Origin of the sequence: Streptomyces sp. NPDC014995, assembly GCF_043080745.1 — a bacterium.
In the GTDB taxonomy this organism is placed as follows: domain Bacteria; phylum Actinomycetota; class Actinomycetes; order Streptomycetales; family Streptomycetaceae; genus Streptomyces.
The window spans coordinates 266,927-290,139 of record NZ_JBIBVX010000006.1; the positions used below are offsets into that span (position 1 = coordinate 266,927).

20 protein-coding genes are annotated in these 23,213 nt (G+C 69.9%); 11 read left to right on the forward strand and 9 right to left on the reverse strand.

Annotation, left to right across the window (positions count from 1 at the left end; all coding sequences use genetic code 11):
- Window positions 1-108: 108 nt before the first annotated feature.
- Window positions 109-2,511, reverse strand: a complete 2,403-nt coding sequence (locus ACF1A1_RS14850) for a transglycosylase domain-containing protein (protein WP_391999955.1) — start codon at window positions 2,509-2,511, stop codon at window positions 109-111.
- A gap of 275 nt (window positions 2,512-2,786) precedes the next feature.
- Between ACF1A1_RS14850 and ACF1A1_RS14855 the strand changes: the two genes are divergently transcribed.
- The 5 genes from ACF1A1_RS14855 (at window position 2,787) to ACF1A1_RS14875 (ending at window position 7,697) form a co-directional block, all read left to right on the forward strand.
- Window positions 2,787-3,767, forward strand: a complete 981-nt coding sequence (locus ACF1A1_RS14855) for an SPFH domain-containing protein (RefSeq protein WP_391999957.1) — start codon at window positions 2,787-2,789, stop codon at window positions 3,765-3,767.
- Complete coding sequence (locus ACF1A1_RS14860; RefSeq protein ID WP_391999958.1) at window positions 3,764-4,009, forward strand: hypothetical protein; 246 nt, start codon at window positions 3,764-3,766, stop codon at window positions 4,007-4,009. Before ACF1A1_RS14855 ends, ACF1A1_RS14860 begins: the two co-directional genes overlap by 4 nt.
- 105 nt (window positions 4,010-4,114) lie before the next feature.
- Entirely contained in the window at window positions 4,115-4,639 is a 525-nt protein-coding gene (locus ACF1A1_RS14865; protein ID WP_391999960.1) for a PadR family transcriptional regulator, read from the forward strand.
- On the forward strand, window positions 4,636-5,325 hold the full coding sequence (locus ACF1A1_RS14870; RefSeq protein ID WP_391999962.1) for an ABC transporter ATP-binding protein: 690 nt from the start codon (window positions 4,636-4,638) through the stop codon (window positions 5,323-5,325). Before ACF1A1_RS14865 ends, ACF1A1_RS14870 begins: the two co-directional genes overlap by 4 nt.
- A gap of 65 nt (window positions 5,326-5,390) precedes the next feature.
- Window positions 5,391-7,697, forward strand: coding sequence for an FtsX-like permease family protein (locus ACF1A1_RS14875; RefSeq protein WP_391999963.1), 2,307 nt, complete (start codon window positions 5,391-5,393; stop codon window positions 7,695-7,697).
- 354 nt (window positions 7,698-8,051) lie between these two features.
- On the opposite strand, the gene ACF1A1_RS14880 is transcribed toward ACF1A1_RS14875, so the two are convergent.
- Window positions 8,052-9,047, reverse strand: coding sequence for a LysR substrate-binding domain-containing protein (locus tag ACF1A1_RS14880; RefSeq protein ID WP_391999965.1), 996 nt, complete (start codon window positions 9,045-9,047; stop codon window positions 8,052-8,054).
- A gap of 133 nt (window positions 9,048-9,180) precedes the next feature.
- Between ACF1A1_RS14880 and ACF1A1_RS14885 the strand changes: the two genes are divergently transcribed.
- Both ACF1A1_RS14885 and ACF1A1_RS14890 read left to right on the forward strand, forming a co-directional pair.
- Complete coding sequence (locus ACF1A1_RS14885) at window positions 9,181-9,735, forward strand: peroxiredoxin (protein WP_391999967.1); 555 nt, start codon at window positions 9,181-9,183, stop codon at window positions 9,733-9,735.
- Between the two features lie 6 nt (window positions 9,736-9,741).
- Window positions 9,742-10,275 (forward strand): alkyl hydroperoxide reductase, encoded by a 534-nt coding sequence (locus tag ACF1A1_RS14890; RefSeq protein WP_391999969.1) that lies wholly within the window; start codon window positions 9,742-9,744, stop codon window positions 10,273-10,275.
- Window positions 10,276-10,352: 77 nt separating this feature from the next.
- On the opposite strand, the gene ACF1A1_RS14895 is transcribed toward ACF1A1_RS14890, so the two are convergent.
- From ACF1A1_RS14895 to ACF1A1_RS14925, 7 genes are all read right to left on the reverse strand, one after another.
- Window positions 10,353-11,741, reverse strand: a complete 1,389-nt coding sequence (locus ACF1A1_RS14895) for an AI-2E family transporter (protein WP_391999970.1) — start codon at window positions 11,739-11,741, stop codon at window positions 10,353-10,355.
- 158 nt (window positions 11,742-11,899) lie between these two features.
- On the reverse strand, window positions 11,900-12,592 hold the full coding sequence (locus tag ACF1A1_RS14900) for a transglycosylase SLT domain-containing protein (RefSeq protein WP_391999971.1): 693 nt from the start codon (window positions 12,590-12,592) through the stop codon (window positions 11,900-11,902).
- A 419-nt stretch (window positions 12,593-13,011) separates the two neighbouring features.
- Window positions 13,012-14,337 (reverse strand): PhoH family protein, encoded by a 1,326-nt coding sequence (locus ACF1A1_RS14905; RefSeq protein ID WP_391999973.1) that lies wholly within the window; start codon window positions 14,335-14,337, stop codon window positions 13,012-13,014.
- 396 nt (window positions 14,338-14,733) lie between these two features.
- Window positions 14,734-15,507 carry an isoprenyl transferase gene (locus ACF1A1_RS14910; protein ID WP_391999974.1) on the reverse strand — a complete coding sequence of 258 codons (774 nt, stop codon included), beginning with the start codon at window positions 15,505-15,507 and terminating at the stop codon, window positions 14,734-14,736.
- 1,320 nt (window positions 15,508-16,827) lie between these two features.
- Complete coding sequence (locus ACF1A1_RS14915) at window positions 16,828-17,619, reverse strand: methyltransferase domain-containing protein (RefSeq protein WP_392000199.1); 792 nt, start codon at window positions 17,617-17,619, stop codon at window positions 16,828-16,830.
- A gap of 10 nt (window positions 17,620-17,629) precedes the next feature.
- Window positions 17,630-18,508, reverse strand: coding sequence for an LLM class flavin-dependent oxidoreductase (locus tag ACF1A1_RS14920; protein WP_391999975.1), 879 nt, complete (start codon window positions 18,506-18,508; stop codon window positions 17,630-17,632).
- A gap of 104 nt (window positions 18,509-18,612) precedes the next feature.
- Entirely contained in the window at window positions 18,613-18,981 is a 369-nt protein-coding gene (locus ACF1A1_RS14925) for a DUF192 domain-containing protein (RefSeq protein ID WP_391999976.1), read from the reverse strand.
- A gap of 82 nt (window positions 18,982-19,063) precedes the next feature.
- On the opposite strand from ACF1A1_RS14925, the gene ACF1A1_RS14930 reads away from it, so the two are divergent.
- From ACF1A1_RS14930 to ACF1A1_RS14945, 4 genes are all read left to right on the forward strand, one after another.
- Complete coding sequence (locus ACF1A1_RS14930; protein WP_391999977.1) at window positions 19,064-19,648, forward strand: dihydrofolate reductase family protein; 585 nt, start codon at window positions 19,064-19,066, stop codon at window positions 19,646-19,648.
- 104 nt (window positions 19,649-19,752) lie between these two features.
- The gene (locus ACF1A1_RS14935; RefSeq protein ID WP_391999978.1) at window positions 19,753-20,229 is read left to right on the forward strand and encodes a hypothetical protein; all 477 of its coding nucleotides are present in this window, start codon (window positions 19,753-19,755) and stop codon (window positions 20,227-20,229) included.
- 25 nt (window positions 20,230-20,254) lie between these two features.
- On the forward strand, window positions 20,255-22,531 hold the full coding sequence (locus ACF1A1_RS14940) for a hypothetical protein (protein ID WP_391999980.1): 2,277 nt from the start codon (window positions 20,255-20,257) through the stop codon (window positions 22,529-22,531).
- A 40-nt stretch (window positions 22,532-22,571) separates the two neighbouring features.
- Entirely contained in the window at window positions 22,572-23,180 is a 609-nt protein-coding gene (locus ACF1A1_RS14945) for a hypothetical protein (protein WP_391999981.1), read from the forward strand.
- Window positions 23,181-23,213 lie beyond the last annotated feature (33 nt).

The window sequence follows — 23,213 nt, forward strand, 5'->3', positions numbered from 1 at the left end:
CCCGGTATGGGGGTGTGTTGCGCGCGCGCGGGGGGGGGGGGGGCCCCCCGGGGCGGGGGGGGGGGCGCCGGGGGGGGGCGGGCCGCCCCTCCTCCGTGTCCGGTCCGGCTACTGGACCGTTTGCGGATCCAGCGGGTTCTCGGGCTCCGTCGACGGGACCTCCGTGCTCGGTTCCTCCGACGGTTCCTGCGTCGTGGGCGTCTGGGAGGGTTGCTGTGTGGTCGGCGTCTGGGACGGGGTCTGGGTCTTCGGAGGCGCGCTGGTCGTCGGAGCCTGGGTGCTCGGCTCCTCCGACGGCGACGGGGACGGCGACGGGGACGGGCTGGCCGTGACGGTCGGCTGGACCGCCGCGCCCTGGTCGGTCTCCAGGTCGAACCTGGTGACCTTGCCGGAGACCCCGAAGGTGTACGCCGCCCAGATCTGCGCCGGGTAGCCGCCGCCGTTGATGCGGCCCTTGCCGGGGATCAGGCCGGTCGCGCCGGTCAGGGTGACCTGGGGGTGCGGCGGCTTGGCGGACTCGCCGAACAGGCCGACCGAGGTGACCAGGTCGGGCGTGTAGGCGGTGAACCAGGCCGACTTGTTGTCGTCGGAGGTGCCCGTCTTGCCCGCGACCTTCTGGCCCTTGCGCAGGGGGTTGTCCCGCACGGACTTCTGGGCCGTACCGTCGTCGACCACGCCCGTCAGCACCGAGGTGACCGAGTCGGCGGCCTCGCGGCTGATGACCTGCCGGCCGATCGGTTCGGCCGGCTTCACCGCGTGGGCGCTGTTCTCCACCGACTTGATGAGGGTCGGGGTGACCTTCTTGCCGTGGTTGTCGAGGGTCGCGTAGACCCCGGCCATCTGCAGCGGGCTCGCGCCCATGGTGCCGAGGGTCTGCGCGGGCACCGCCTTGAGGTCCGCGGTGTCCATGCCGAGGTCGCCGGCGACGCCGAGCACCTTGTCCATGCCGACGTCGACGCCCATCTGCGCGAAGACGGAGTTGATGGACTTGTTCATCGCCGTCTGGACGGTGACGTCGCCGTAGTCGACGTCGTCCTCGTTCTCCGGGGCGAAGCCGATGTCGCTGCCGACGACCGGGCGCTTGCTGGTGCCGTCGTAGATCGTGTTCGCGGTGATCCTCTCGCCGTCCTGGGTCTCGGCGTCCTGGTCCAGGGCCGCTGCGAGGATCACCGGCTTGAAGGTGGAGGCGGGCTGGTAGTCGGTGCGGGTGGCGTTGTTCGTGTAGTGCTCGACGTAGTTCACGCCGCCGTACATCGCCACGACCGCGCCGGTCTTCGGGTTCACGGAGACCGCTCCGGCCTGGACGTCACCGTCGACCGAGCGCTTCTTCTTGTCCAGCTTGCTGGTCAGCTGCTCCTTGACGGACCGCTCCAGCGCCTTCTGCTTCTTCTTCTCGATGTTGAGCGTGATGTTCCAGCCGCCGGCGTTGACCATGGCCTCGGCCTGCTTGGTGTTCTCCGCGACGCCCTGGGCGATGAGCTGCCGCTCCAGCTCGTTGTTGGCGGCGTCCACCAGGTAGCCGACCTGGCCCTCCTGGCCGGGGGCGGCCTTGGGCCCCTTGGGTATCGGGAACTTCATGGCGTCCCGCTCCGCCTTGTCGAGCCACTTCTCCTCGACCATGTTGTTCAGGACGTAGTTCCAGCGGTTCTGGACCAGCTTCTTGCCGTTCTCCGAGGCGACGGCCCAGTCGTACTGGCTGGGGGCCTGGAGCAGCGCGGCGAGGTAGGCGCCCTGTTCGACGGTGAGCTTGTCGGCGTCGACGCGGTAGTAGGCCTGGGCGGCGGCCTGGATGCCGTAGGCGCCGCGGCCGTAGTAACTGGTGTTGATGTAGCCGGCGAGGATGTAGTCCTTGGACTTCTCCCGGTCCAGCTTCAGAGAGATGACCAGTTCCTTCAGCTTGCGCGTGACGGTCTGTTCCTGGGTCAGGTAGTAGTTCTTGACGTACTGCTGGGTGATCGTCGAACCGCCTTGCGCGCCCTTGCCCATGAGCGTGTTGAGCATGCCGCGGGCGGTGCCCCTGAGGTCGACGCCGGCGTCCCCGTAGAAGGTCTTGTTCTCGGCGGCGACGAAGGCGTGCTGGACGTCCTTCGGGACCTTCGCGAGGTCGACGTTCTCGCGGTTGAGTTTGCCGTCGCGGGTCAGGAGCGTGCCGTCGCTGTACTTGTAGACGTTGCTCTGCAGTTGGGCGTCGGCGTTCGCCGTGTCCGGGATCGGCGTCGTCATGTACAGCACGATGAAGGCGCCGATGGTGAGCACGCACAGGCCGAGGAAGGTGCCGAGCATCTTCTTCCAGGTGAAGAGCCGGCGTATGCGGCCCTTGTCGCCCTTGGCGCTCTTCCTGGCGCCCCTGCGGGCCGCGGCGCGTCCGGCGGGCGCGGAGCCCGTGGCGACCTCGGCCGTCGCCCCCTCCTCGTGGCGCGAGGGGGGAGCCGCCGCCCGCGACGAGCGGTTCCTGGGCGCCGCGCGGCGGCCACCGCGCTGTCGCGCTCGTCTCTCGTCCGCTCGTCCCATGAGTCCGCTCGCTCCGCTTCCTACTCGGCAGTCACACCAGTGCCCGGAGGCAGGTCAGCTCAGAAAGCTAACACCGCTCTCTGTGGCAAGGGGGTCTCGGTTCGGCCCTGTCCGGGCGTGAGAATCAGCACCTCGCTCGATGGAACCGGCACACCGTTCCACCGAAACCGACGTATGAGAGGGGCCGAGGGTTGCCATCCCGCCGTAAAGTGATATCACTTAGCTAGACCAAAGCTAACGCGTGCAGCAGTGCTCGCGAGAAACGGGGGACCCCTGTGTCCACGCACGACCCGCACGGACCGAACGACCCGCAGGCCCCGTCGGCCGCCGCCGAGGCGCCGGTGAGCGTCGACGCGCCCGAGATGCCCGCCCCGCGCGTGCACGAGTTCCCGGCGCACAGCGTGGGCGGCGGACTGGCGCTGCTGTCCGGCCTGGTCGGGCTGCTGGCCGGCGCCGGGATGATCGCGGTCGCCACGGTGGTGGCCGCGACCGGCGCCAAGGCCGCGCTGATCACCGGCGGCACAGCGATCGCCCTCGCCGCGTTCCTCTCGATGTGCGGGCTGAACACGGTGGCGCCGGGCGAGGCCCGCGTGGTCCAGCTCTTCGGGCGCTACCGCGGGACCATCCGCGAGGACGGCCTGCGCTGGGTGAACCCCTTCACCTCCCGGGAGAAGATCTCCACCCGCGTCCGCAACCACGAGACCGCGGTCCTGAAGGTCAACGACGCCTACGGCAACCCGATCGAGCTCGCCGCGGTCGTGGTGTGGAAGGTCAACGACACCGCGCAGGCCTCCTTCGAGGTGGACGACTTCGTGGAGTTCGTCTCCACCCAGACCGAGGCCGCCGTCCGGCACATCGCCATCGAGTACCCCTACGACGCCCATGACGAGGGCGGGCTCTCGCTGCGCGGCAACGCCGAGGAGATCACCGAGAAGCTCGCCGCCGAACTGCACGCGCGCGTGGAGGCGGCCGGCGTGCGGATCATCGAGTCCCGCTTCACGCACCTCGCCTACGCTCCGGAGATCGCCTCCGCGATGCTCCAGCGGCAGCAGGCGGGCGCGGTGGTCGCGGCGCGGCGGGAGATCGTGGACGGCGCGGTCGGCATGGTGGAGGCGGCGCTCGGCCGGATAGCCGAGCAGGGCATCGTGGAACTGGACGAGGAACGGAAGGCGGCGATGGTGTCCAACCTGATGGTGGTGCTGTGCGGGGACCGGGCGCCCCAGCCGGTGCTCAACACCGGGACGCTCTACCAGTGACGGATCCCGCCGGGGGCGGTGCCCCTCAGCGTCGGCCGCAGCAGCGCAAGCAGGTGCTGCTGCGGCTGGATCCGCTGGTGTACGACGCGCTGGCCCGCTGGGCCTCGGACGAGCTGCGGTCGGCGAACGCGCAGATCGAGTTCCTGCTGCGGAAGGCGTTGAAGGAGGCGGGGCGGCTGCCCGGCGAGGCGGGGCCCCTTCCGCGTCGCGGGCGCCCTCCGGGCAAGGACCAGGGCCTGTAGCGGAGCTGTGACAAACGGCCCCCACCTGCGCGGCCCCACACCCCGCCACGTCGCCCGCACTCCACGTATACACACCGCGTATACACCGTGTGTAGAGTCGCCCCCATGTCCATCGGTCACACCCTCCTGGGACTCCTGGAGTCCGGGCCCCGCCACGGCTACGACCTGAAGCGGGCCTTCGACGACAAGTTCGGTCACGACCGGCCGCTGCACTACGGCCAGGTCTACTCGACGATGTCCCGGCTGCTGAAGAACGGGCTCGTCGAAGTCGACGGCATCGAGGCCGGCGGCGGCCCGGAGCGGAAGCGGTACGCCATCACCGACGCCGGGATCACCGACGTGTCCCGCTGGCTCGCCACGCCCGAGAAGCCCGAGCCGTACCTCCAGTCGACGCTCTACACCAAGGTCGTCCTCGCGCTGCTGACCCACCGCGACGCGGCCGACATCCTCGACACGCAGCGCGCCGAACACCTGCGCGGCATGCGGATCCTGACCGACCGCAAACGCAAGGGCGACCTCGCCGACCAGCTGATCTGCGACCACGCCCTGTTCCACCTCGAGGCCGACCTGCGCTGGCTGGAGCTGACCGCCGCGCGCCTCGACAAGCTGCGAGAGGCGGTGACCGCGTGAGCGCTCCCGCGGGATCCCTGCTGGCCGCCGAGAACCTGCGCAAGGCGTACGGGCCCACCGTCGCGCTGGACGGCGCCGAGTTCTCCATCCACCCCGGCGAGGTCGTCGCCGTGATGGGCCCCTCCGGGTCCGGCAAGTCCACGCTGCTGCACTGTCTCGCCGGGATCGTGACGCCCGACTCGGGGTCGATCACGTACGACGGGCAGGAGCTGGCGACGATGAGCGACGCGCGGCGCAGTGCGCTGCGGCGCTCGGAGTTCGGGTTCGTGTTCCAGTTCGGGCAGCTCGTGCCGGAGCTGACCTGTGTGGAGAACGTGGCGCTGCCGCTCAGGCTGAACGGCACCCCGCGCAAGCGGGCCGAGCGGACCGCGCTGGCCTGGATGGAGCGGCTGGAGGTCGACGACCTGCGCGGGAAACGGCCCGGTGAGGTCTCCGGCGGGCAAGGGCAGCGGGTGGCCGTGGCCCGCTCGCTGGTCACCGGCCCGCGGGTGGTGTTCGCCGACGAGCCGACCGGCGCGCTGGACTCCCTCAACGGCGAACGCGTGATGAACCTGCTCACCGACGCCGCCCGGTCCACCAACGCGGCCGTCGTACTGGTCACCCACGAGGCGCGGGTGGCCGCCTACTCCGACCGCGAGATCGTCGTACGGGACGGGAAGTCCCGGGACATGGAGCGGATCGTATGAGCATGCCGACCGGGGACCTCCCGCGCGGGCGAAGCCGGGCGTGGGGCGGATCCAGGGATTTCGCCATGGGGTTCCGGTTCGCCTTCAGCGGCGGACGCGAGGGGTGGATCCGGGCCCTGCTCACGGCAGCCGGCGTGGGCCTCGGGGTGGCCCTGCTGCTGCTGACGACCGCGGTCCCGAACATCCTGGACGCCCGTGACGCGCGCGAGGCCGCCCGCCACGACTTCTCGCTGACACCCGAGGAGATACCGGCGGCCGACGACACGATCGTCGTCGCGCACGCCGGCTCCCTCTGGCACGAGCGGGCCATCCGGGGACGGCTGCTGCAACCGGAGGGCGCGCGGGCGCCGCTGCCGCCCGGGATCGCCAGGTTGCCCGCGCCGGGCGAGATGTACGTCTCCCCCGCGCTGGCCGACGTGCTGAAGTCGTCGGGCGGCGAGCTGCTGCGCGAGCGGCTGCCGGACAAGATCATCGGGACCATCGGGGAGAAGGGGCTGATCGGCCCGGCCGAACTCGCCTACTACGCGGGCGCGGACGACCTCGCGGAGCGGATCGGCCACCACTCGTCCGTCGGACGCATCGACCACTTCGGGGACGCCGACGACCAGGGCTCGGGGGCGTTGGACCCGATCCTGCTGCTGCTCGTCCTGCTCGTCTTCGTGGTGCTGCTGGCCCCGGTCGGCATCTTCGTCGCCACCGCCGTACGGTTCGGCGGCGAGCAGCGCGACCGCAGACTGGCGGCGCTGCGGCTGGTGGGCTGCGACGGCCGGATGACCCGGCGGATCGCGGCGGGCGAGGCGCTCGCGGGGGCCGTGCTGGGCCTGGTGCTCGGCACCGGCTTCTTCCTGATCGGCACCGAGATCGCGGGCACCGTCGAACTGTTCGGCGTCAGCGTGTTCCCGGACTACCTCACCCCGACGCCCGTCCTGGCGGCGCTGGTCGCCGTGGCGGTCCCGGCGGCGGCGGTGCTGGTCACCCTGTTCGCGCTGCGCCGGGTCGTCATCGAGCCGCTGGGCGTGATCCGTACGGCGAAGCCCGCGCGGCGCCGGCTGTGGTGGCGGCTGCTGCTGCCGCTGGGCGGCCTCGCGATGCTCTACCCGATGATCGGGCAGGGCAACGGCAACGGGGACTTCAACCAGTACCTGGTGACCGGCGGGGTCCTGCTCCTGCTCGTCGGCGTCACCGCGCTGCTGCCGTGGGTCGTCGAGGCGTCGGTCGCCCGCCTGGGCCGGGGCGCGGTCTCCTGGCAACTGGCCGTGCGCAGGCTCCAGTTGAGCAGCGGAACGGCGGCCCGGATGGTCAACGGCATCGCGGTGGCGGTGGCCGGGGCGATCGCGTTGCAGATGCTGTTCGCGGCGGTCCAGGAGAACTACACCAAGTCGACCGGCCGCGACCCCAGCCGGGTCCAGATGCAGGTCGAGCTGACGGACCACGTCGATGTCGCGGCGGCCGGGCGGAAGTTCGAGCAGACCAGGGGCGTGCGGGACGCGGTGGCGCTCGCCCGGACGTCGTTCAGCGAACGCCCCGAGGACCCGGAGTACACGCTGGAGATCACCGTCGGCGACTGCGCGGCCCTGCGCGAGGTGGCCAGGATCTCCTCCTGCCGCGAGGGCGACGTGTTCCTGGCCGAGTCCGCGGACTACGACGCGGTCTCGCGCCGGCTGATGGCGCCGGGCGCCACGGTGTGGGTCGACCCCTCCTACACGTACGGCGGGCCGGCGGCCGAGGCCCGCTGGACGCTGCCCGCCACGGTCCCCCCGGTGAGCATCCGCGAGGACTCCCTGCAACCCCACGTGACGGGCCTGCTGGTGACACCGTCCGCGCTGCCCGCGAAGGCCGAGCCGGCGCTCCGGGGCAGCGTGTACCTGCGGGTGGACGAGTCGGTGCCGGACGCCAGGGAGCGCGTACGCAACACCGCCGCCGCGATCGACCCGCTCGTCGACGCCTGGTCGTGGACGTCGACGCAGCGCTCCGAGGAGTACGAGACCATCCGCACCGGCCTGTTCGTCGGCGCGTCGGCCGTCCTGGTACTCATCGGGGCGAGCCTGCTGGTCTCGCAGCTGGAGCAGCTGCGCGAACGCAGGAAGCTGCTGTCGTCGCTGATCGCCTTCGGCACCCGGCGCCGTACGCTCACGCTGTCCGTGCTGTGGCAGACCGCGATCCCGATCACGCTGGGCCTGCTGCTCGCCATGGCGGTCGGTCTGGCGCTGGGGGCGATCCTGATGAAGATGGCCACCGTTCCGCTGAGCGTGGACTGGGCGAGCGTGCTGGCGATGACCGGCATCGGCGGGGCGGTCGTGCTGGTGGTGACGCTGCTGAGCCTGCCGCCACTGCTGCGTCTGATGCGCCCGGACGGACTGCGCACGGAGTGACCCGCCGGCCCCTCCCCCAACCGGGGAGGGGCCGCCCCACCGCCGCGACGAACCGGAGCCGGGCGGGCCCGTGCACCCGTGGGCGAGGAGCCCGGCGGCCGGGAAGGAGACGTCCCACCCTCGCGGCAACCCGGAGCCGGGCAACCCCGCGAACCCGCGGGCAAGGAGCCCGGCGGCCGGGGAGGAGACGTCCCGCCGTCGCGCGACCCGGAGGTACCGTGCGCGATTAGCCCTCGGCCGGTCGGCCGGGCAGGCTACCTCCAGCCGTCACAGCGACCCGGGCGGGCTCCCCCGTATACCCGTAGGCGACAAGCCCGGCGGTCGGCCGGCGCGCACCGCCGGACTCGGCGGGCCTCAGTCGTCGGCGCCGAGTACCCGTACCGGCAACGGCCGCAGCGCCTCCCGCAGGGCGGCCGCCAGTTCCGTGTACTCCGCTCCGCGCGCCGCGCCCGCACGCATGACGAGGGCGATCCGGCGACTGGGGGCGGGGTCGGCGAAGGAGCCGGTGAGGAGCTGGGTGCTCCGGCTGGTCTCGACCGTGACGGCGGTACGCGGCAGCAGGGTGCAGCCCAGGCCGCCGGCGACGAGCTGGACGAGTGTGGACAGCCCGGCGGCGGTCGTGGTCACCGGCGCGTCCTTCCTGCCGGCCTCCCGGCAGATGTCGAGGGCCTGGTCGCGCAGGCAGTGCCCCTCGTCGAGGAGAAGGAGGTTGAGCTCCCTGAGGACCTCGCGCGGGATGCCCTCCCGGCCGCCGAGCCGGTGGTCGAGCGGGGTGACGAGCACGAAGTCCTCGTCGAACAGGGGGACTTCGGCCACCCCCGGCATCCCGAGCGGCACGGCGAGCAGCAGCAGGTCGAGACGGCCGCTGTTCAGACCGTCGACGAGGTTGGCGGTCTGCTCCTCGTGGACCTGGAGGTCGAGGTGCGGATAGCGGTCGTGGACGAGGCGCAGGACGGTGGGCAGGAGGTAGGGCGCGACGGTGGGGATGACCCCGAGCCGCAGCGCCCCGGTGAAGGGCGCCCGCACCGCCTCGGCCTCCTCCATCAGTGCCCCCACCTCCGCGAGCACCGCCTTGGCCCGTACGGCGAGCCGCTCGCCGGCCGGGGAGAGCAGCACCTTGCGGGTCGTCCGCTCGAGGAGGGTCACGCCGAGCGTCTCCTCCAGCGCGGAGACGGCACCGGACAGGGCGGGCTGGCTCATGCCGATGGCGGCGGCCGCGTCCCGGAAGTGCAGGTGTTCGGCGACGGCCGCGAAGGCCCGCAGCTGCGCCAGACTGGGCTGCCGTCTCCGGGCCCCGACACCGGCCCCCACACCGCCCACACCCTTGACACCCGCATTACCCACAGTCACTGATAACGACCTCCGATCAACACAATCGAGTGTAACCATTTCCTGAATCAATGCACCATGTGCCACGATCGACTTCGTCCAACCCATGGGAAACGTCCGCGATCCGGACGCTTCTTCGCTGCAAGGAGAGCGTGTGCTCACTGTTGGTGACAAGTTCCCCGAGTTCGAACTGACCGCCTGCGTCTCGCTGGAGAAGGGCAAGGAGTTCGAGCAGATCCACCACAAGTCCTACGAGGGCAAGTGGCTCGTGGTCTTCGCGTGGCCGAAGGACTTCACCTTCGTGTGCCCGACCGAGATCGCCGCGTTCGGCAAGCTGAACGACGAGTTCGCCGACCGCGACGCGCAGATCCTCGGCTTCTCCGGCGACTCCGAGTTCGTCCACCACGCCTGGCGCAAGGACCACCCGGACCTGACCGACCTGCCGTTCCCGATGATGGCCGACTCCAGGCACGAGCTGATGCGCGACCTCGGCATCGAGGGCGAGGACGGCTTCGCGCAGCGCGCCGTGTTCGTCGTCGACCCGAACCGCGAGATCCAGTTCACGATGGTCACCGCGGGCTCCGTCGGCCGGAACCCCAAGGAGGTCCTGCGGGTCCTGGACGCCCTGCAGACCGACGAGCTGTGCCCCTGCAACTGGACCAAGGGCGAGGACACCCTCGACCCGGTCAAGCTGCTGGCCGGGGAGTGAGCTGACATGTCCCTCGACTCCCTGAAGTCCGCGATTCCGGACTACGCCAAGGACCTGAAGCTCAACCTCGGCTCCGTCATCGGCAACTCCGACCTGCCCGCGCAGCAGCTGTGGGGCACGGTCCTGGCGACCGCGATCGCCTCGCGCTCCCCGATCGTCCTGCGCGAGCTGGCGCCGGAGGCGAAGGCGAACCTCTCGCCGGAGGCGTACACGGCGGCGAAGTCGGCCGCCGCGATCATGGCGATGAACAACGTCTTCTACCGCACCCGTCACCTGCTGTCGGACCACGAGTACGGCAACCTGCGCGCGGGCCTGCGGATGAACGTCATCGGCAACCCCGGTGTCGACAAGGCCGACTTCGAGCTGTGGTCGTTCGCCGTCTCCGCCATCAACGGCTGCGGCATGTGCCTCGACTCGCACGAGCAGGTGCTGCGCAAGGCGGGCGTCGAGCGCGAGGTGATCCAGGAGGCGTTCAAGATCGCCTCGGTGATCCAGGCGGTCGGCGTGACGCTGGACACGGAGGCGGTTCTCTCCGAGTAGGCCGGCTGCTCCCCGGGCCCCGTTCACCTCTGGTGACGGGGCCCTCGGCGTTGGCGTCGCCGTCTCCTTGTCGCCGTCTACCGGGGGCTGCCGCCCCCGGAGCCCCGCTTCGGCTCCGAAGGGGCCTCGTCCTCGGTCGCCGGACGGCCCGGCTCGTCCTCCCCGGCATTCCCCGCCACCGGTGCCACATCCATCGCCGTGGCTCCCCGCGGCCGCGGCGCCTGCCGCAGCGCCGACTCCCGTGAGTACGCGTGCAGATAGCCCACCACGGTGTTCGACACCGCGACCAGCGGTACGGCGACCACCGCGCCGCCGATGCCGGCGACCATGCCGCCGGAGGCGACCGCCAGGACCACCGCCAGGGGGTGGACGCGCACCGCGCGGCCGAGGATGAACGGCTGGAGGATGTGCCCCTCGATCTGCTGGACGGCCAGGACGACCGCCAGGGTCATCACCGCGGTGAACACACCCTGGGTCACCAGCGCGACCACGACGGCCAGCGCACCCGAGGCGACCGCGCCGACCAGCGGGATGAAGGAGAACAGGAAGATGAAGACGGCGAGCGGGACGGCCATCGGCACGTCGAGGAAGTAGATGCCGAGACCGATGAAGATCGCGTCGATCAACGCGACCACCACCGTGCCCCGGACGTACGCCGTGAGCGTCGCCCAGGCGCGCGGACCCGCGCCCGCCACGCCGGGCCGGGCGGCGGCCGGGACCAGCTTGAGGGTCCACTGCCAGATGCGCTTGCCGTCGTAGAGCAGGAACAGCGTCGAGAAGAAGGCCAGCAGGATCCCGGTGAGGGCCTCGACGACGACGGTGACGCCCTCCAGGCCCGCCGAGGTGATCTCGTCGGTGTTGGCGCCGACCGCCTCCCGCAGGTTCTGCGCGATGGCGTTGATCTGCTTGTCGGTGACGTGGAAGGGGCTGTTGAGCAGCCAGCGGCGCAGGTCGTCGATGCCGTCCTGGACCTGGTCGGAGAGGTTGCCGATGTTCTCCATGACCTGCCAGGTCACGAACCAGCCCATCAGGCCGATGACGACGAACCCGAGGATCGCCGTCAGCGCGGTCGCGGGCCCCCGGGGCACGCCCAGGTGCTTGAGGCGGGCGACGGTGGGCTCCAGCAGGGCGGTCAGCAGCAGCGACACCACGAAGGCCAGGACGACGAGCTGGACGGCGCTGATGACCTTCATCAGCACCCAGACGGTCCCCGCGAGAACCAGCAGCCGCCAGCCCGCCTCGGCGGCGACCCGGACACCCCACGGCACGACCTGTGCGGGGTCGGGGCGGGGGGTGGGGGGCGGCAGTTCCTCGGAGGGCGCCCCAGGAGTGTCGGGCGGTGCCGCTTCGGGCCCGTCGTCCGGTCCGCTCTCCCGCCGGGCCTCGGCGCGGCGGGCGTCGAGCCTCTCCCCCATCTTGGTCAGACCGGCACCGAGCCGGCCGAGCCACCCTGGCACTCGCGACATGATCCGTCCTCTTCCCCCGTCTCTCCCCACCACTCCCCCTGGAGTCGTCGGCTCAACGACCGTACAGGGCGAAAGCCCCTCCCCCTAGGACGGGGAGGGGCTGCGCGGAGTTGAGCGGGCAGGCGCGGGCCCAGGGGCCGCACCGCGGTACCGGCGGTCTAGTACCAGTTGTTGGCCTGCCAGAACGACCAGGCGTCGCAGGGACTGCCGTACCGCTCGTTCATGTAGTTCAGGCCCCACTTGATCTGGGTGGCCGGGTTCGTCTGCCAGTCGGAACCGACGGACGACATCTTGGAACCGGGCAGGGCCTGGAAGAGACCGTAGGCGCCGGAGGAGGGGTTGACGGCCCGGTAGTTCCAGTCGGACTCGTGGTCCACGATGTTGCTGAAGCACTGCCACTGGCCGCCGGGAACCATCTGCTGCGCCATCGCCTGGATCTGCGCGATGGTGTAGGAGCCCTGGATCGGGAAGTCGGAGGAGCTGCGGCTCGCCGCGGCCTTGGCCTCGGCGCGTTCCTTGGCTTCCTTGGCCGCCTTGGCCGCCTTCTCGGCGGCTTCCTTCTTCGCGATCGCGGTCTCGGCGGCGGCCTTGCGGGCCGCTTCCTCGGCGTCCTTCTTGGCGCTCTCGTCCGCGGCGATCGCCTGGACGCTGGCCTGCTGCGTCAGGGACGCGGTCTGCACCTGGGCCTGCTGTCCGACAGGGATGTCCGCGAGGAGCGTCGAGTCGCTTGCCGTCGCCTCTGCGTCGTTGGTCTGCGCGGTGCTGCCCGAGGCAACGCCGACGACACTTCCGACAGCGGTGACCGCGGTGGCCGAGGCCACTGCGAGTCCCCGGACCGAGATCCGGCTCACACGGTTTTCCTTCCAGCATCGCCCGCTTCGGTGACCCTGGCGGACGCAATCGTGCCCCTGGCACTGGCCTCCCAACTGCGGGGTCACGGAGGCGCGGGCCCGGTGGGCAACTCCCGCGAGGGAGCGCCGCGTGGTGCTCGGGCGGCATACGACGAAGCTATGGAGTTGGCGGTGACGCTTTTTGTGGTGCCGTACCGCTGGGGGTACAGGTGTGTCGTATGCGGGGCCTGACAGGAGTGAGACTCTGCCGTAACCCGACACCGCAAGGCAATTCCCGGTTGCGTGTGAAAGCTCACATCCGGTTTGACCCCGGGTATTTCATCGTTCAGTCACACGTGAAGGCGCCGCCCGACTAGGCTCACAGCCTTTGTCGGACGGCGCCAACTACCGCGTAACCCCGGTGAACATGGGCAGGGTGGTTAAATCTGCCCGTCCTCCAGCATTTCGGTCACAAGGGCGGCGATCTGGGACCTCTCGGACCGGGTCAGGGTGACGTGCGCGAAGAGCGGATGCCCCTTCAGTTTCTCCACGACGGCGACCACACCGTCGTAGCGACCGACGCGGAGATTGTCCCTCTGCGCCACATCGTGGGTCAGAACGACCCGTGAATTGGCGCCGATCCGGGACAGAACGGTCAGCAGGACGTTCCGTTCCAGCGACTGGGCCTCGTCGACGATGACGAACGCGTCGTGGAGGGAGCGGCCGCGGATGTGGGTGAGGGGAAGCACTTCGAGCATTCCCCGTGCGGTGACCTCCTCGATGACCTCGCGGCTGGTGACCGCCGAAAGGGTGTCGAACACCGCCTGCGCCCAGGGGCTCATCTTCTCGGCCTCGGTGCCGGGCAGATAACCCAGCTCCTGCCCGCCCACCGCGTACAGCGGACGGAAGACCATGACCTTCTGGTGCTGGCGGCGCTCCAGGACCGCCTCCAGGCCCGCGCACAGCGCGAGCGCCGACTTGCCGGTGCCGGCCCGGCCGCCCATGGACATGATCCCGACGTCCGGGTCGAGCAGCAGGTCGAGCGCGATGCGCTGCTCGGCGCTGCGGCCCTTGATGCCGAAGGCCTCACGGTCCCCGCGGACCAGACGGACGGTGCCCTCGGGCGTCACCCGGCCGAGCGCCTTGCCGCGCTCGGACTGGATGGTCAGGCCGGTGTGCACGGGGAGGTCGGCGGCCTCCGGGACGTACACGTGTCCTTCCTCGAAGAGGATGTCCACCTGCTCGCCCGGCAGGGTGAGTTCGGACATCCCGGTCCAGCCGGAGGAGTCCGTGATGGCGAGCTCCGCCCGGTACTCCTCGGCGAGGAGCCCGACGGAGGACGCCTTGATCCTGAGCGGGAGGTCCTTCGATACGACGGTGACGTCGAACCCCTCGGCCTGCAGGTTGCGGGCGACCGCGAGGATGCGTGAGTCGTTGTCCCCCAGGCGGTAGCCGGTGGGCAGCACGCTGGGGTCCGAGTGGTTGAGCTCGACACGGACGGTCCCGCCCAGTTCCCCGATCGGGATGGGGGCGTCGAGGCGTCCGTACCTCACCCGGTAGTCGTCGAGCAGGCGCAGGGCCTGCCGGGCGAAGTAGCCGAGTTCCGGATGGTGCCGCTTGGCCTCCAGCTCCGTGACCACCACGATGGGGAGCACGACCTCGTGCTCCTCGAAGCGGGTCAGGGCGTTCGGGTCGGACAGCAGGACGCTGGTGTCGAGAACGTAGGTGCGCCGGTCGGGCTTGTGGCGCTTTGTGCTGGTCACCACGGAAGGACGTACCCCCTCGGATGAGGTCGGGGAGCGACGGAGTGGAGCTGGACCGGAAGTCGGCCGCCTGCACGGGCCGAAAACCGGCCCTCCGCTGCGTCCGTGCTGACCGCACGATCGGGCTGGTGCAAAGGGCCTCCCGGGCGGACGGCCCCGTGCCGTCCGCTGAGATACGACACCCGTGGTTCGGGCGTCGACCTGCTTGCCTTATGCCCTCGAACACGCGCCGCCATGCCACGGCATATGACGGCGCGCCGGTGAACTCCTTGTTACGTCCGCCCCCACATGGGGTACCCGGAAGCTTTTCCCGGGGGTGCTCACCCGCGCGGTGAGGCGTGTGGCCGCACGCGCGAGGCGGGTACGCGCGACGCGACGCGGCACGGCGCGTCGGGCGCGTCAGCCGCCGTAACGGCGGTGTCGGGCCGCGTAGTCGCGCAGGGCGCGCAGGAAGTCGACCTTGCGGAAGGCCGGCCAGAAGACCTCACAGAAGTAGTACTCCGAATGGGCCGTCTGCCACAGCATGAATCCGGACAGCCGCTGCTCACCGCTGGTGCGGATGACGAGGTCGGGGTCGGGCTGGGCGCCGGTGTAGAGGTGGCGGCCGATCATGTCGACGTCGACGGACTCGGCGAGGTCCTCCATCGAGACGCCCTTGTCCTGGGCGTCGAGGATCATCGAGCGCACCGCGTCGGCGATCTCCTGGCGGCCGCCGTAGCCGATGGCGACGTTGACCAGTATTCCGTCGATGTGGGCGGTGGTCTCCTCGGCCTCCTTCAGCGTGCGCTGCATGCCGGCCGGGAGGAGGTCGAGGGTGCCGACGTGGTGCACGCGCCAGCGGCCGTCGGCGGCGAGGGTGCGTACGACGTCCTCGATGATGCCGAGGAGGGGGACGAGCTCTTCCTTGGCGCGGTCGAAGTTGTCCGTGGACAGCAGCCAGAGGGTGACGACCTCGACGTCCGTCTCGGAGCACCAGCCGAGGAATTCCTCGATCTTCTCGGCGCCGGCCCGGTGACCGTGCACGGTGGTGGAGCCGGCGGCCTTCGCCCAGCGGCGGTTGCCGTCCATGATGACGCCGATGTGCTTGGGCACCTGAGCGTGGTCCAGGTGGCCTTCCACCCGGCGCGCGTACAGCCTCACCAACAGGCCGCGCAGCTTGTCGCGCAGGTTCACGTGAATGTCAGCCCCTCCGTGCGGATGCGGTCCCCGCGAGGCGGAAGCCTACCCCCGCGGGGCTTGAGCCGTGGCCGGTGGGTGTGTTGGGAACGCGCGGCCCCCCGCGGTCGGACCGGTCGGCTTCCCCCCACGAGTCACCCGGACGGGGACGAAAAAACGGGCCGGTCCGTGGGGGGGATACGGACCGGCCCGAGGGGGGGCTTCCACCATAACCCTTCGTAAGGGATGCTGCGTGCATTCGCGCGCCACAATTACTCTCCGGAATCATCCGGCAACGGGGCGCTGGTCACTGGAGCGGCACTTTCGGGCGATTCATGGCCGAAAGACAGCGGATTCACAGGCGAAACAGGTCGCAGAGCGTTGGAAGTGGAGGTATCGACGCCACTTCACCTCTGCCGGACGCCCGTACGGCCGTCCCCCCGACGGGCTACCGCAGACCTCCGTGCCGCCTTGACGCGACCGACACCGCGCAGCCCCCTCCACTGCGCGGTGACGCCCGCGCAGCTTTGCTCACGCGAATTGCCTGGCTTCGAACTTACGTGAGGCGAACGGGTGATACGAGCCGTTCGCGATAACGATGTGGAAACCGTGTGGAGATGGCGTGGCGTTCTGTAGGCGAGTGACCCGGAATGCCCTGTTCCAGAGCCGCACGTTCAGAACGGGTCGCGTCGTCCTCACGTCCCGACCTCACCGGCATGAGAGTGGCGATCGGTGCGAGGAAGGTTGGGAGCGACGGGAACGATGGGCTCGAGGTGAGTGCACGGCGGCTCGGACGACAGTTCCTGGCCAATCCCGCGGCGGGGGTCCAGGGGTTGCCCGCGGAGGCGGCCACCGCGACGCCGACGGCTGGGCGATGCGGACGGGTGCGCGGGGACCTCCGCGCGGCCCTGACCGCCCGTCGACTTCCCGCTCGCGAACTCCCGTGTGGCACCGCGGAGTTGTGGGTGACGGTGGACGACTCGGGCGGGGCGAGCAGGCCCCGCGCACCTTCGTACGGCGCTACCTCGCCGTCCACGGCCCGGCGAGGCTGCGGCACTTCACCAAGTGGGTCGCCGCTTCGGGGGTGGGTCGCCGCTTCGGGGGTGGGTCGCCGCTTCGGGGGTGGGTCGCCGCCGCGCTGTTGGGAGCCGGCGGACCTCGACCCGGACCTCGACCCGGTCCTCGGCCCTGGGCCCTCGGCCCTCCGCCCGGTCAACGGCCCTCGGTCAACGGCCCTGGGTCAACGGCCCTCGACGTCGCGGATGCGGCCGTGCGCGCCGGGCTACGCGCGCTGGACTACGCGCTCCGAGCCGCGCGCGCCGGGCCGCGCGGCCGCCGTCAGCGGCTCGGTTTGCGGGCCTCGAAGAGATGGCGGGTGCTGTGGGCGACGAAGGGCCCCTCGGACTCGATCCGCTCGTGCAGCGCCCGGAGCCGGGGCTCGTACGCCGCCACCGTGAAGCCCGGCACCATCCACACCACCTTGCGCAGGAAGTGGACGACGGCGGCGATGTCGTGGAACTCGACGCGGAGACGTTCCGCCCGCAGGTCGACGACCTCCAGCCCGGCCGCCTCGGCGTCGGCGCGTTCCCGGTCGGGGTGGCGGGCGCTGCTCACCTCCTCCGGCAGGGGCCCGAGGAAGTACTCGACGAGTTCGAAGACACTGCGCGGCCCCACGTGCTGGGCGAAGTACGTGCCGCCCGGCCGGAGGACGCGCGTGATCTCCTCCCACGGGGGCCGGACGGGGTGACGGCTGGAGACGAGGTCGAAGGTGTCGTCCGCGAAGGGCAGGGGCGCGTCCTCGGCCGAGGCGACGACCGCGATGCCGCGCGGGCGGAGCAGGGCGGTGGCCTTGGCGACGTTCGCCGGCCAGCCCTCGGTCGCGACGGTGAGGACGGGCGCCTTCGGGGCGGCCCGGCCGAGGGCGAAGTCCAGGACCTCCCCTCCCCCGGTCTGCACGTCCAGCGCGGCGCCCGCGCCGGCCAGACGCCCGGCGAGGGAGAGGGCGTAGCCCCAGGAGGGCCGCGCCTCGGTGGCCCGCCCCTCGAACCAGGAGAAGTCCCAGCCTTCGGTGGGCACGGCGGCGCCCTCGGCGACGAGGTCCTCGAAGGTGCGGTTGCCGTGGGCGCTCATCGCTGTCACGTCACTTCACCAGGGGGAGTACGCCGTCCCCGACGAACCGTACGAACCCCTCGGGGTCGGGCTCGTCGGCGGTGGGGAGGAGGACGACCGTGTCGGCGCCGGCGTCGGCGAAGCGCTGGACGGTCTCGGCGACCTGGGCGGCGTCGCCGGCGACACCGAGGCCGGAGACGTCGGTGAGGCCGGTCGCGGCCAGTTCCCGCTGGAGGCGGTCGGCGGCACCGGGCCCGGTGGCGGTGAAGACGTAGACGACGATCCTGTGCGGCCGCCCCGTGTCACGTCCGGCCGCCGCCCTGCCCTCGTCGATGGTCCGCCGGGCCTCGCGCACACCGTCCGGGGAGAAGACCTCGTTGAGAAGGGTGCCGTCCGCGACCTCGCCGGACAGCCGCAGGGTGCGCGGCCCGATGCCGCCGACCAGCACCTCGGCACCGCCCTCCGGGGGCCAGCCGAGGGCGACGTCGTCCAGCGTCACGTACCGCCCCTCGGTCGTGATCCGCTCCCCGTCCAGCAGGCCGCGCAGGGCGAGGGTGTACTCGCGCAGCAGGGTCAGCGGGGACGCGGCCCGGACGCCGACCTGGCCCATCCAGTCCTGGACGCCGTGGCCGACGGCGAGGGTGACGCGGCCCGGGAACATCCGGTGCAGCGTCGCGGCCTCCATCGCGGTGAGGGCGACGTTGCGCAGCGGGACCGGCAACAGACCGACACCGACCCGCACCCGCTCGGTCCACGCCAGCGCGGCCGCCGCCGCGGAGATCCCGGCCTCCAGGAAGCAGTCCTCCCACAACCAGAGCTCGTCGAGCCCGGTGGAGTCGGCGAGCCGGGCGATGGTGCGGAGGCGCTCGGGAGGGAGTTGGGGGCGGAAGACGGCACCGAGTTGGGTCATGGGAACTTCCTAATGGGCGACGGTTCCTGCGACAACCGCTTTATCGCCGAGGCCGTGCCGTCGCAGCGAGGTCAGCGGGCACGGGACGCGGGTGTCGAGTGCGGTCATGCCAACGGCTCGACCGAGATCCGCACGCCCGCCTTCACCCCCCACCCCGCCATGGCTCCCGCCTGCGCCTCCAGGACGTGCCGCGCGCGCAGGCGTGGTCGGCCCAGGCGGCCGGGGCGCATCGTGCGGACGGCGAGGACGGTGAGGTCGCGGGTCAGGTAGGCGACGTCGATGGGGATGCGCATGCGGAAGGTGTGGATGCCGGAAGCGGGGGAGAGCAGCAGCGCGCCGTCGATGGAGTCCCGTCCCAGGAGGCCCTTCGCACGGGCACGGTAGGAGGTGGCGACCTCCAACGGAACGGTCACCGCCGTCCCGCCGTCCCCGTGCACCGTCAGTCGGCTCCGTCCGTCACGCCAGCGCCTCATGTCCCACCCTTCGCGCCCTCTCCGGCCTACCCTTCCCTCCATCCGGCGAGTCTGCCGGTACGCCGACACAGCGAGGTGCGTGATGCGGAAGATCGTCCTGATGATGTCGGTGTCCCTCGACGGTTACCTCGAAGGCCCCGACCGCGACATCTCCTGGCACCGGGTCGACGACGAACTGCACCAGCACTTCAACGACACCGTCCGGCACCTCGGTGGCCTGCTCAGCGGCCGGGTCACCCACGACCTCATGGCCGCGTTCTGGCCCACGGCCGACGCCGATCCGGCAGCCACCGCGACGACGGCCGAATTCGCGGGGATCTGGCGGGACACACCGAAGATCGTGTACTCACGCACCCTGCAACACGCCGCCTGGAACACCACGATCGTCCGGGACGTCGTGCCCGACGAGGTCATGGCCCTCAAGGAGCAGCCGGGCGGTGACCTGGGGCTCGGCGGGGCCGACCTGGCCGCGGTCTTCCTCCGGCACGGTCTCGTCGACGAGATCCGGCTCTACGTCCACCCGGTCCTCATCGGCCGCGGCAAGCCCCTCTTCCCCCACGCCGACACGACGACCGCGCTCCACCTCACCGAGTCCCGCACCTTCGGCAACGGGGTCGCCCTCCTGCGTTACGAGGTGGCGGGTACGCCTCCGAACACCGGTGCGTAAGAGCTGAGTTGGCGGCTCAAAAGCCACTACTGCCCTTATGACGCCCGTAGGTTGGGTCCTGGCCAAGGTCCGCACAGGAACCGAACCACGGGAGGGAACGGGGCATGGCGTGGGACGAGTGGGAGAACCTGAAGGCGGACGCGGTCGAGCATCGCTCGACGCAGATGCGTCTCAACCAGCTCCCCGTGGACAGGGGTCCGGCAAGCGTCGACGGTGACCTGGTGGTCAACCAGGACGACCTCGGCGCCGTCGGCCATGACGCGTACATCCTCTACGAGGACCTCCAGGCCGGGGCGGACATCGCCGGCGCCGGTGCGAACAAGGACGGCGTGGGGTCCTCGAACCAGGCGGCCGCCGCGCTGAAGTCGCACGGTTTCGCGTCGGGCGGCGCGCTCGAGACGACGGTCGAGATCTGGACGTCACAGCTCAAGACGGTGCTCCAGGCCTGCGCCCACATCTCCGATCACCTCGACTTCACCAAGAAGCTGCACGCCCAGGAGGACGCCAAGATCGGGACCGTGCTGCTCGGCAGCGACGGCGCCGCCCTGCCCGTGTCCCAGATCAGCAAGTACTTCCAGTAGGAGCAGCCGGGTGGCCCTCACATGCATGGACCTCGTCGAAGTCGATCTCGGCAAGCTCGGCACCGCGGTCTCCGACTGGAAGAAAAGCGTTGACGCGCTCAAGACCGCGGCGGAGAGTGCCCGCGGGGGAATGCAGGCGAAGTCGGACAAGGCCCGGTGGGCCGGTGTGAACGCGACGGTGACAAGGGAGTTCGTCACCAAGACGGCGAAGGAGATCGCCGACCTGCACACCGAGGCCGACAGCATCCACACGGTGCTCGTCGACGGCCACGCTGAACTTCTAGCGCTCCAGAAGAAGATCAGGACCGCGGTCGAGCAGGACGCGTCGAACCTCGGGGTTCGCGTCGAGGACATCGGAGACGGCAAGGTTCGCTGCTTCTTCCCGCACATCCGGGGCGACAGTGACGACCGGACGCCGGAACAGCTCGACGCCAAGCAGGAGCTCGAGGACCGCATCAACCGGCTCGTCGCCCGCGCCTCCGAGATCGACTCGTCCCTGGCCCGCGCGCTGAGCAAGAGCCACGGCGGCGACAAGCACAACGCGGGTCACAAGTCGTACGAGTCCCTCGACGACGCCCAGGCCGAGCGCGCGGCGGAGCTGGCGAAGCTCGGTCCGGAGATGAGTGACAAGCAGTACATGGAACTCAACTCCATCATGAGGTTCAACGCCAGGGACGCGGACTTCTCCACCGACTTCTACAAGTCGCTCGGCGGCCCGAAGGAGGCGCTGGAGTTCTACGGCCGCATGTCGCTGGACGGCACCATGGGGGACAACAAGGAGCGGCTCGCTCTGGCCCGGCAGCTCCAGCGGAACATGGGCCTGGCCCTGGCCTCGGCGACCGACCCGGACAACAAGTCGCACCTGCCGGCGAGCTGGTCGTCGGAGTTCCGCAAGCTGGGCACGCAACGGGTCGAGCTCTACCCCGGGGCAGGGCAGTCCCCGTACGGCTACCAGCTCCTGGGCGGCATCCTGCGCTACGGCAACTACGACGCGAGGTTCATCAACCCCATCGCCGAGCACGTCGTGCAGCTGCACAAGAAGGACCCGTACCGGTTCATGGACAACAAGCCCATCACCGGCGGCTCCGACCTCGACTGGGGTTTCAACCCGTCGGGCAGGACCGGCGCCGGCTACGACCCGCTGACCAGCGTCCTGGAGGGGCTGGGGCACAGCCCTGAGGCCGCGAAGAAGTTCTTCTCCGACGACCCGACGGTCTACAAGGAGGACGGCACGGTCGACAGGAACGCCACGCTCGAACGCGACTACTACTTCGACGAGCTGACGAAGAACGACTTCGAGTGGGCCCCCGACAGCCTGGTCCACCCTGGCAGCGAGGAGGCGAAACACGCCCGCGAGGGCGGCGCGGACGCCCTCGGGCACGCGCTGGAAGCCGCGACGACAGGAGCGGCGTGGGACGCGAATCCGCCGGAGCTCCATCGGGACGAGCAGACAGCGAAGATCATGGAGAAGGTGATCAACCGCTACAACGTCACCGCCGAGCAGGATCCGCCCGAGGTCATGATGGACAGCCTGGCGCAGATGGGCGCGGCGTACATCGACGACCTTAATCACTCCACCTACAACTTCGGCGGGTCGGGGGACGCCCTGGGCCGTAACGAAATGTTCAGAAACAGTAGCGATGGAAGCGCGCGTCACGATTTCGGCGAGACGCCCAGCAGGAATTTCATGATGCTTGTCGCACGCGACGAGGGCGGCTACCAGACTTTGTCTGGCGCACAGCAGGTTTACGAGGCCAGTGGACTGAGCGCCCTCGAAGGCGATAAGGGATCCGGCCTCGCCTTCGCACACAACGCATCCAAGGTTCACGGAATACTCGACGCATCGCGAGAAATCGAAATTCGATCAGAGTTCAAGGACATCGAAGATCAGCGCAATCTGGACCTTGAAAAGCAGGGAGAATGGCGGAAATTCGCCGTCAGTGGTTCGGTAGCAGCAGTTGTAGGTGTGGGGTCAGCCGTTGTCCTTGGCCCTGCGGCCGGGCTGGTCGCCGCTACAGCCGTCCCGCTGGCCATGGAGACGGCAGGTGAAGCAGCCACCACGGCTTACGGTACCCATACTCTCCAATACCTCAAGGACAACGAGTGGAACAACGATGCTGCCGCCCTCCAGGCCACGCAAACGGTGCGTGAAATCGGCGAGCGAGGCGCATGGGTGCCCGTACAAAATTACGGCGATGCGACAGGAATGACCCAGGACGAAATGCGGGACCTTCAGCCGCAGATCTCGGGATCCTACTATGACGGGCGAACGCTCGCCGGAGACCTGGAGAAGGTGGGCTGAAATGCGCGTAAGAGCCGGTGTTATTTCCTGGTGTGGCGCGATGACGGCACTGACTTTGTTGGCAGGGTGCTCCGAAGAGCCAAGCCTGCGCGAAAGTTCACCGATGCAGTGGAAGACTTGCGACGCGCTGTTCGGCCCGAAGAACATGACTTCACTGCGTGATGCGCTGAAATCGGACGATCTCCGTTTCACCAGTGAGGAACTTTCCGTCGACGACCTTCGGAATGGGCTGACCGGAGAAGTACTGGAGTGGTACCCGACCGCGAAGTACTACTCACTCAAGGAGTACATACCGTGCAGCCTCTCGGGCGACACTCAATTTACTTCCACCGTGGAGTGGGCCAAGGACAGCCTTGAGGCAGTCCAGTCTTCATCCCGTTGGCGTCACTCCGGTGGCGACGTCTACGTCGACAACAATTCCGCAGCCTTGGACTGGGACGCTGACGTCATTTTTCCCTGCAGGATCACTGGCGCCCCGAACGAGCAGCAGGACTGGATTCCGCTCGAACTCAGAGTTCAAGTCGGAGCACTCAAGGTGTCATCTGAGCTGTACGAGCGATTGGTGCTCAGCCTGGCCCAGTCCCTGCGCGACGAGTTGAACTGTGCCAATGACCCCGAGATTCCCGCCGACTTGAGAATCGACCGCTGACCATCGCGAGTAGGGCAACGGTCCCGCGGGCCA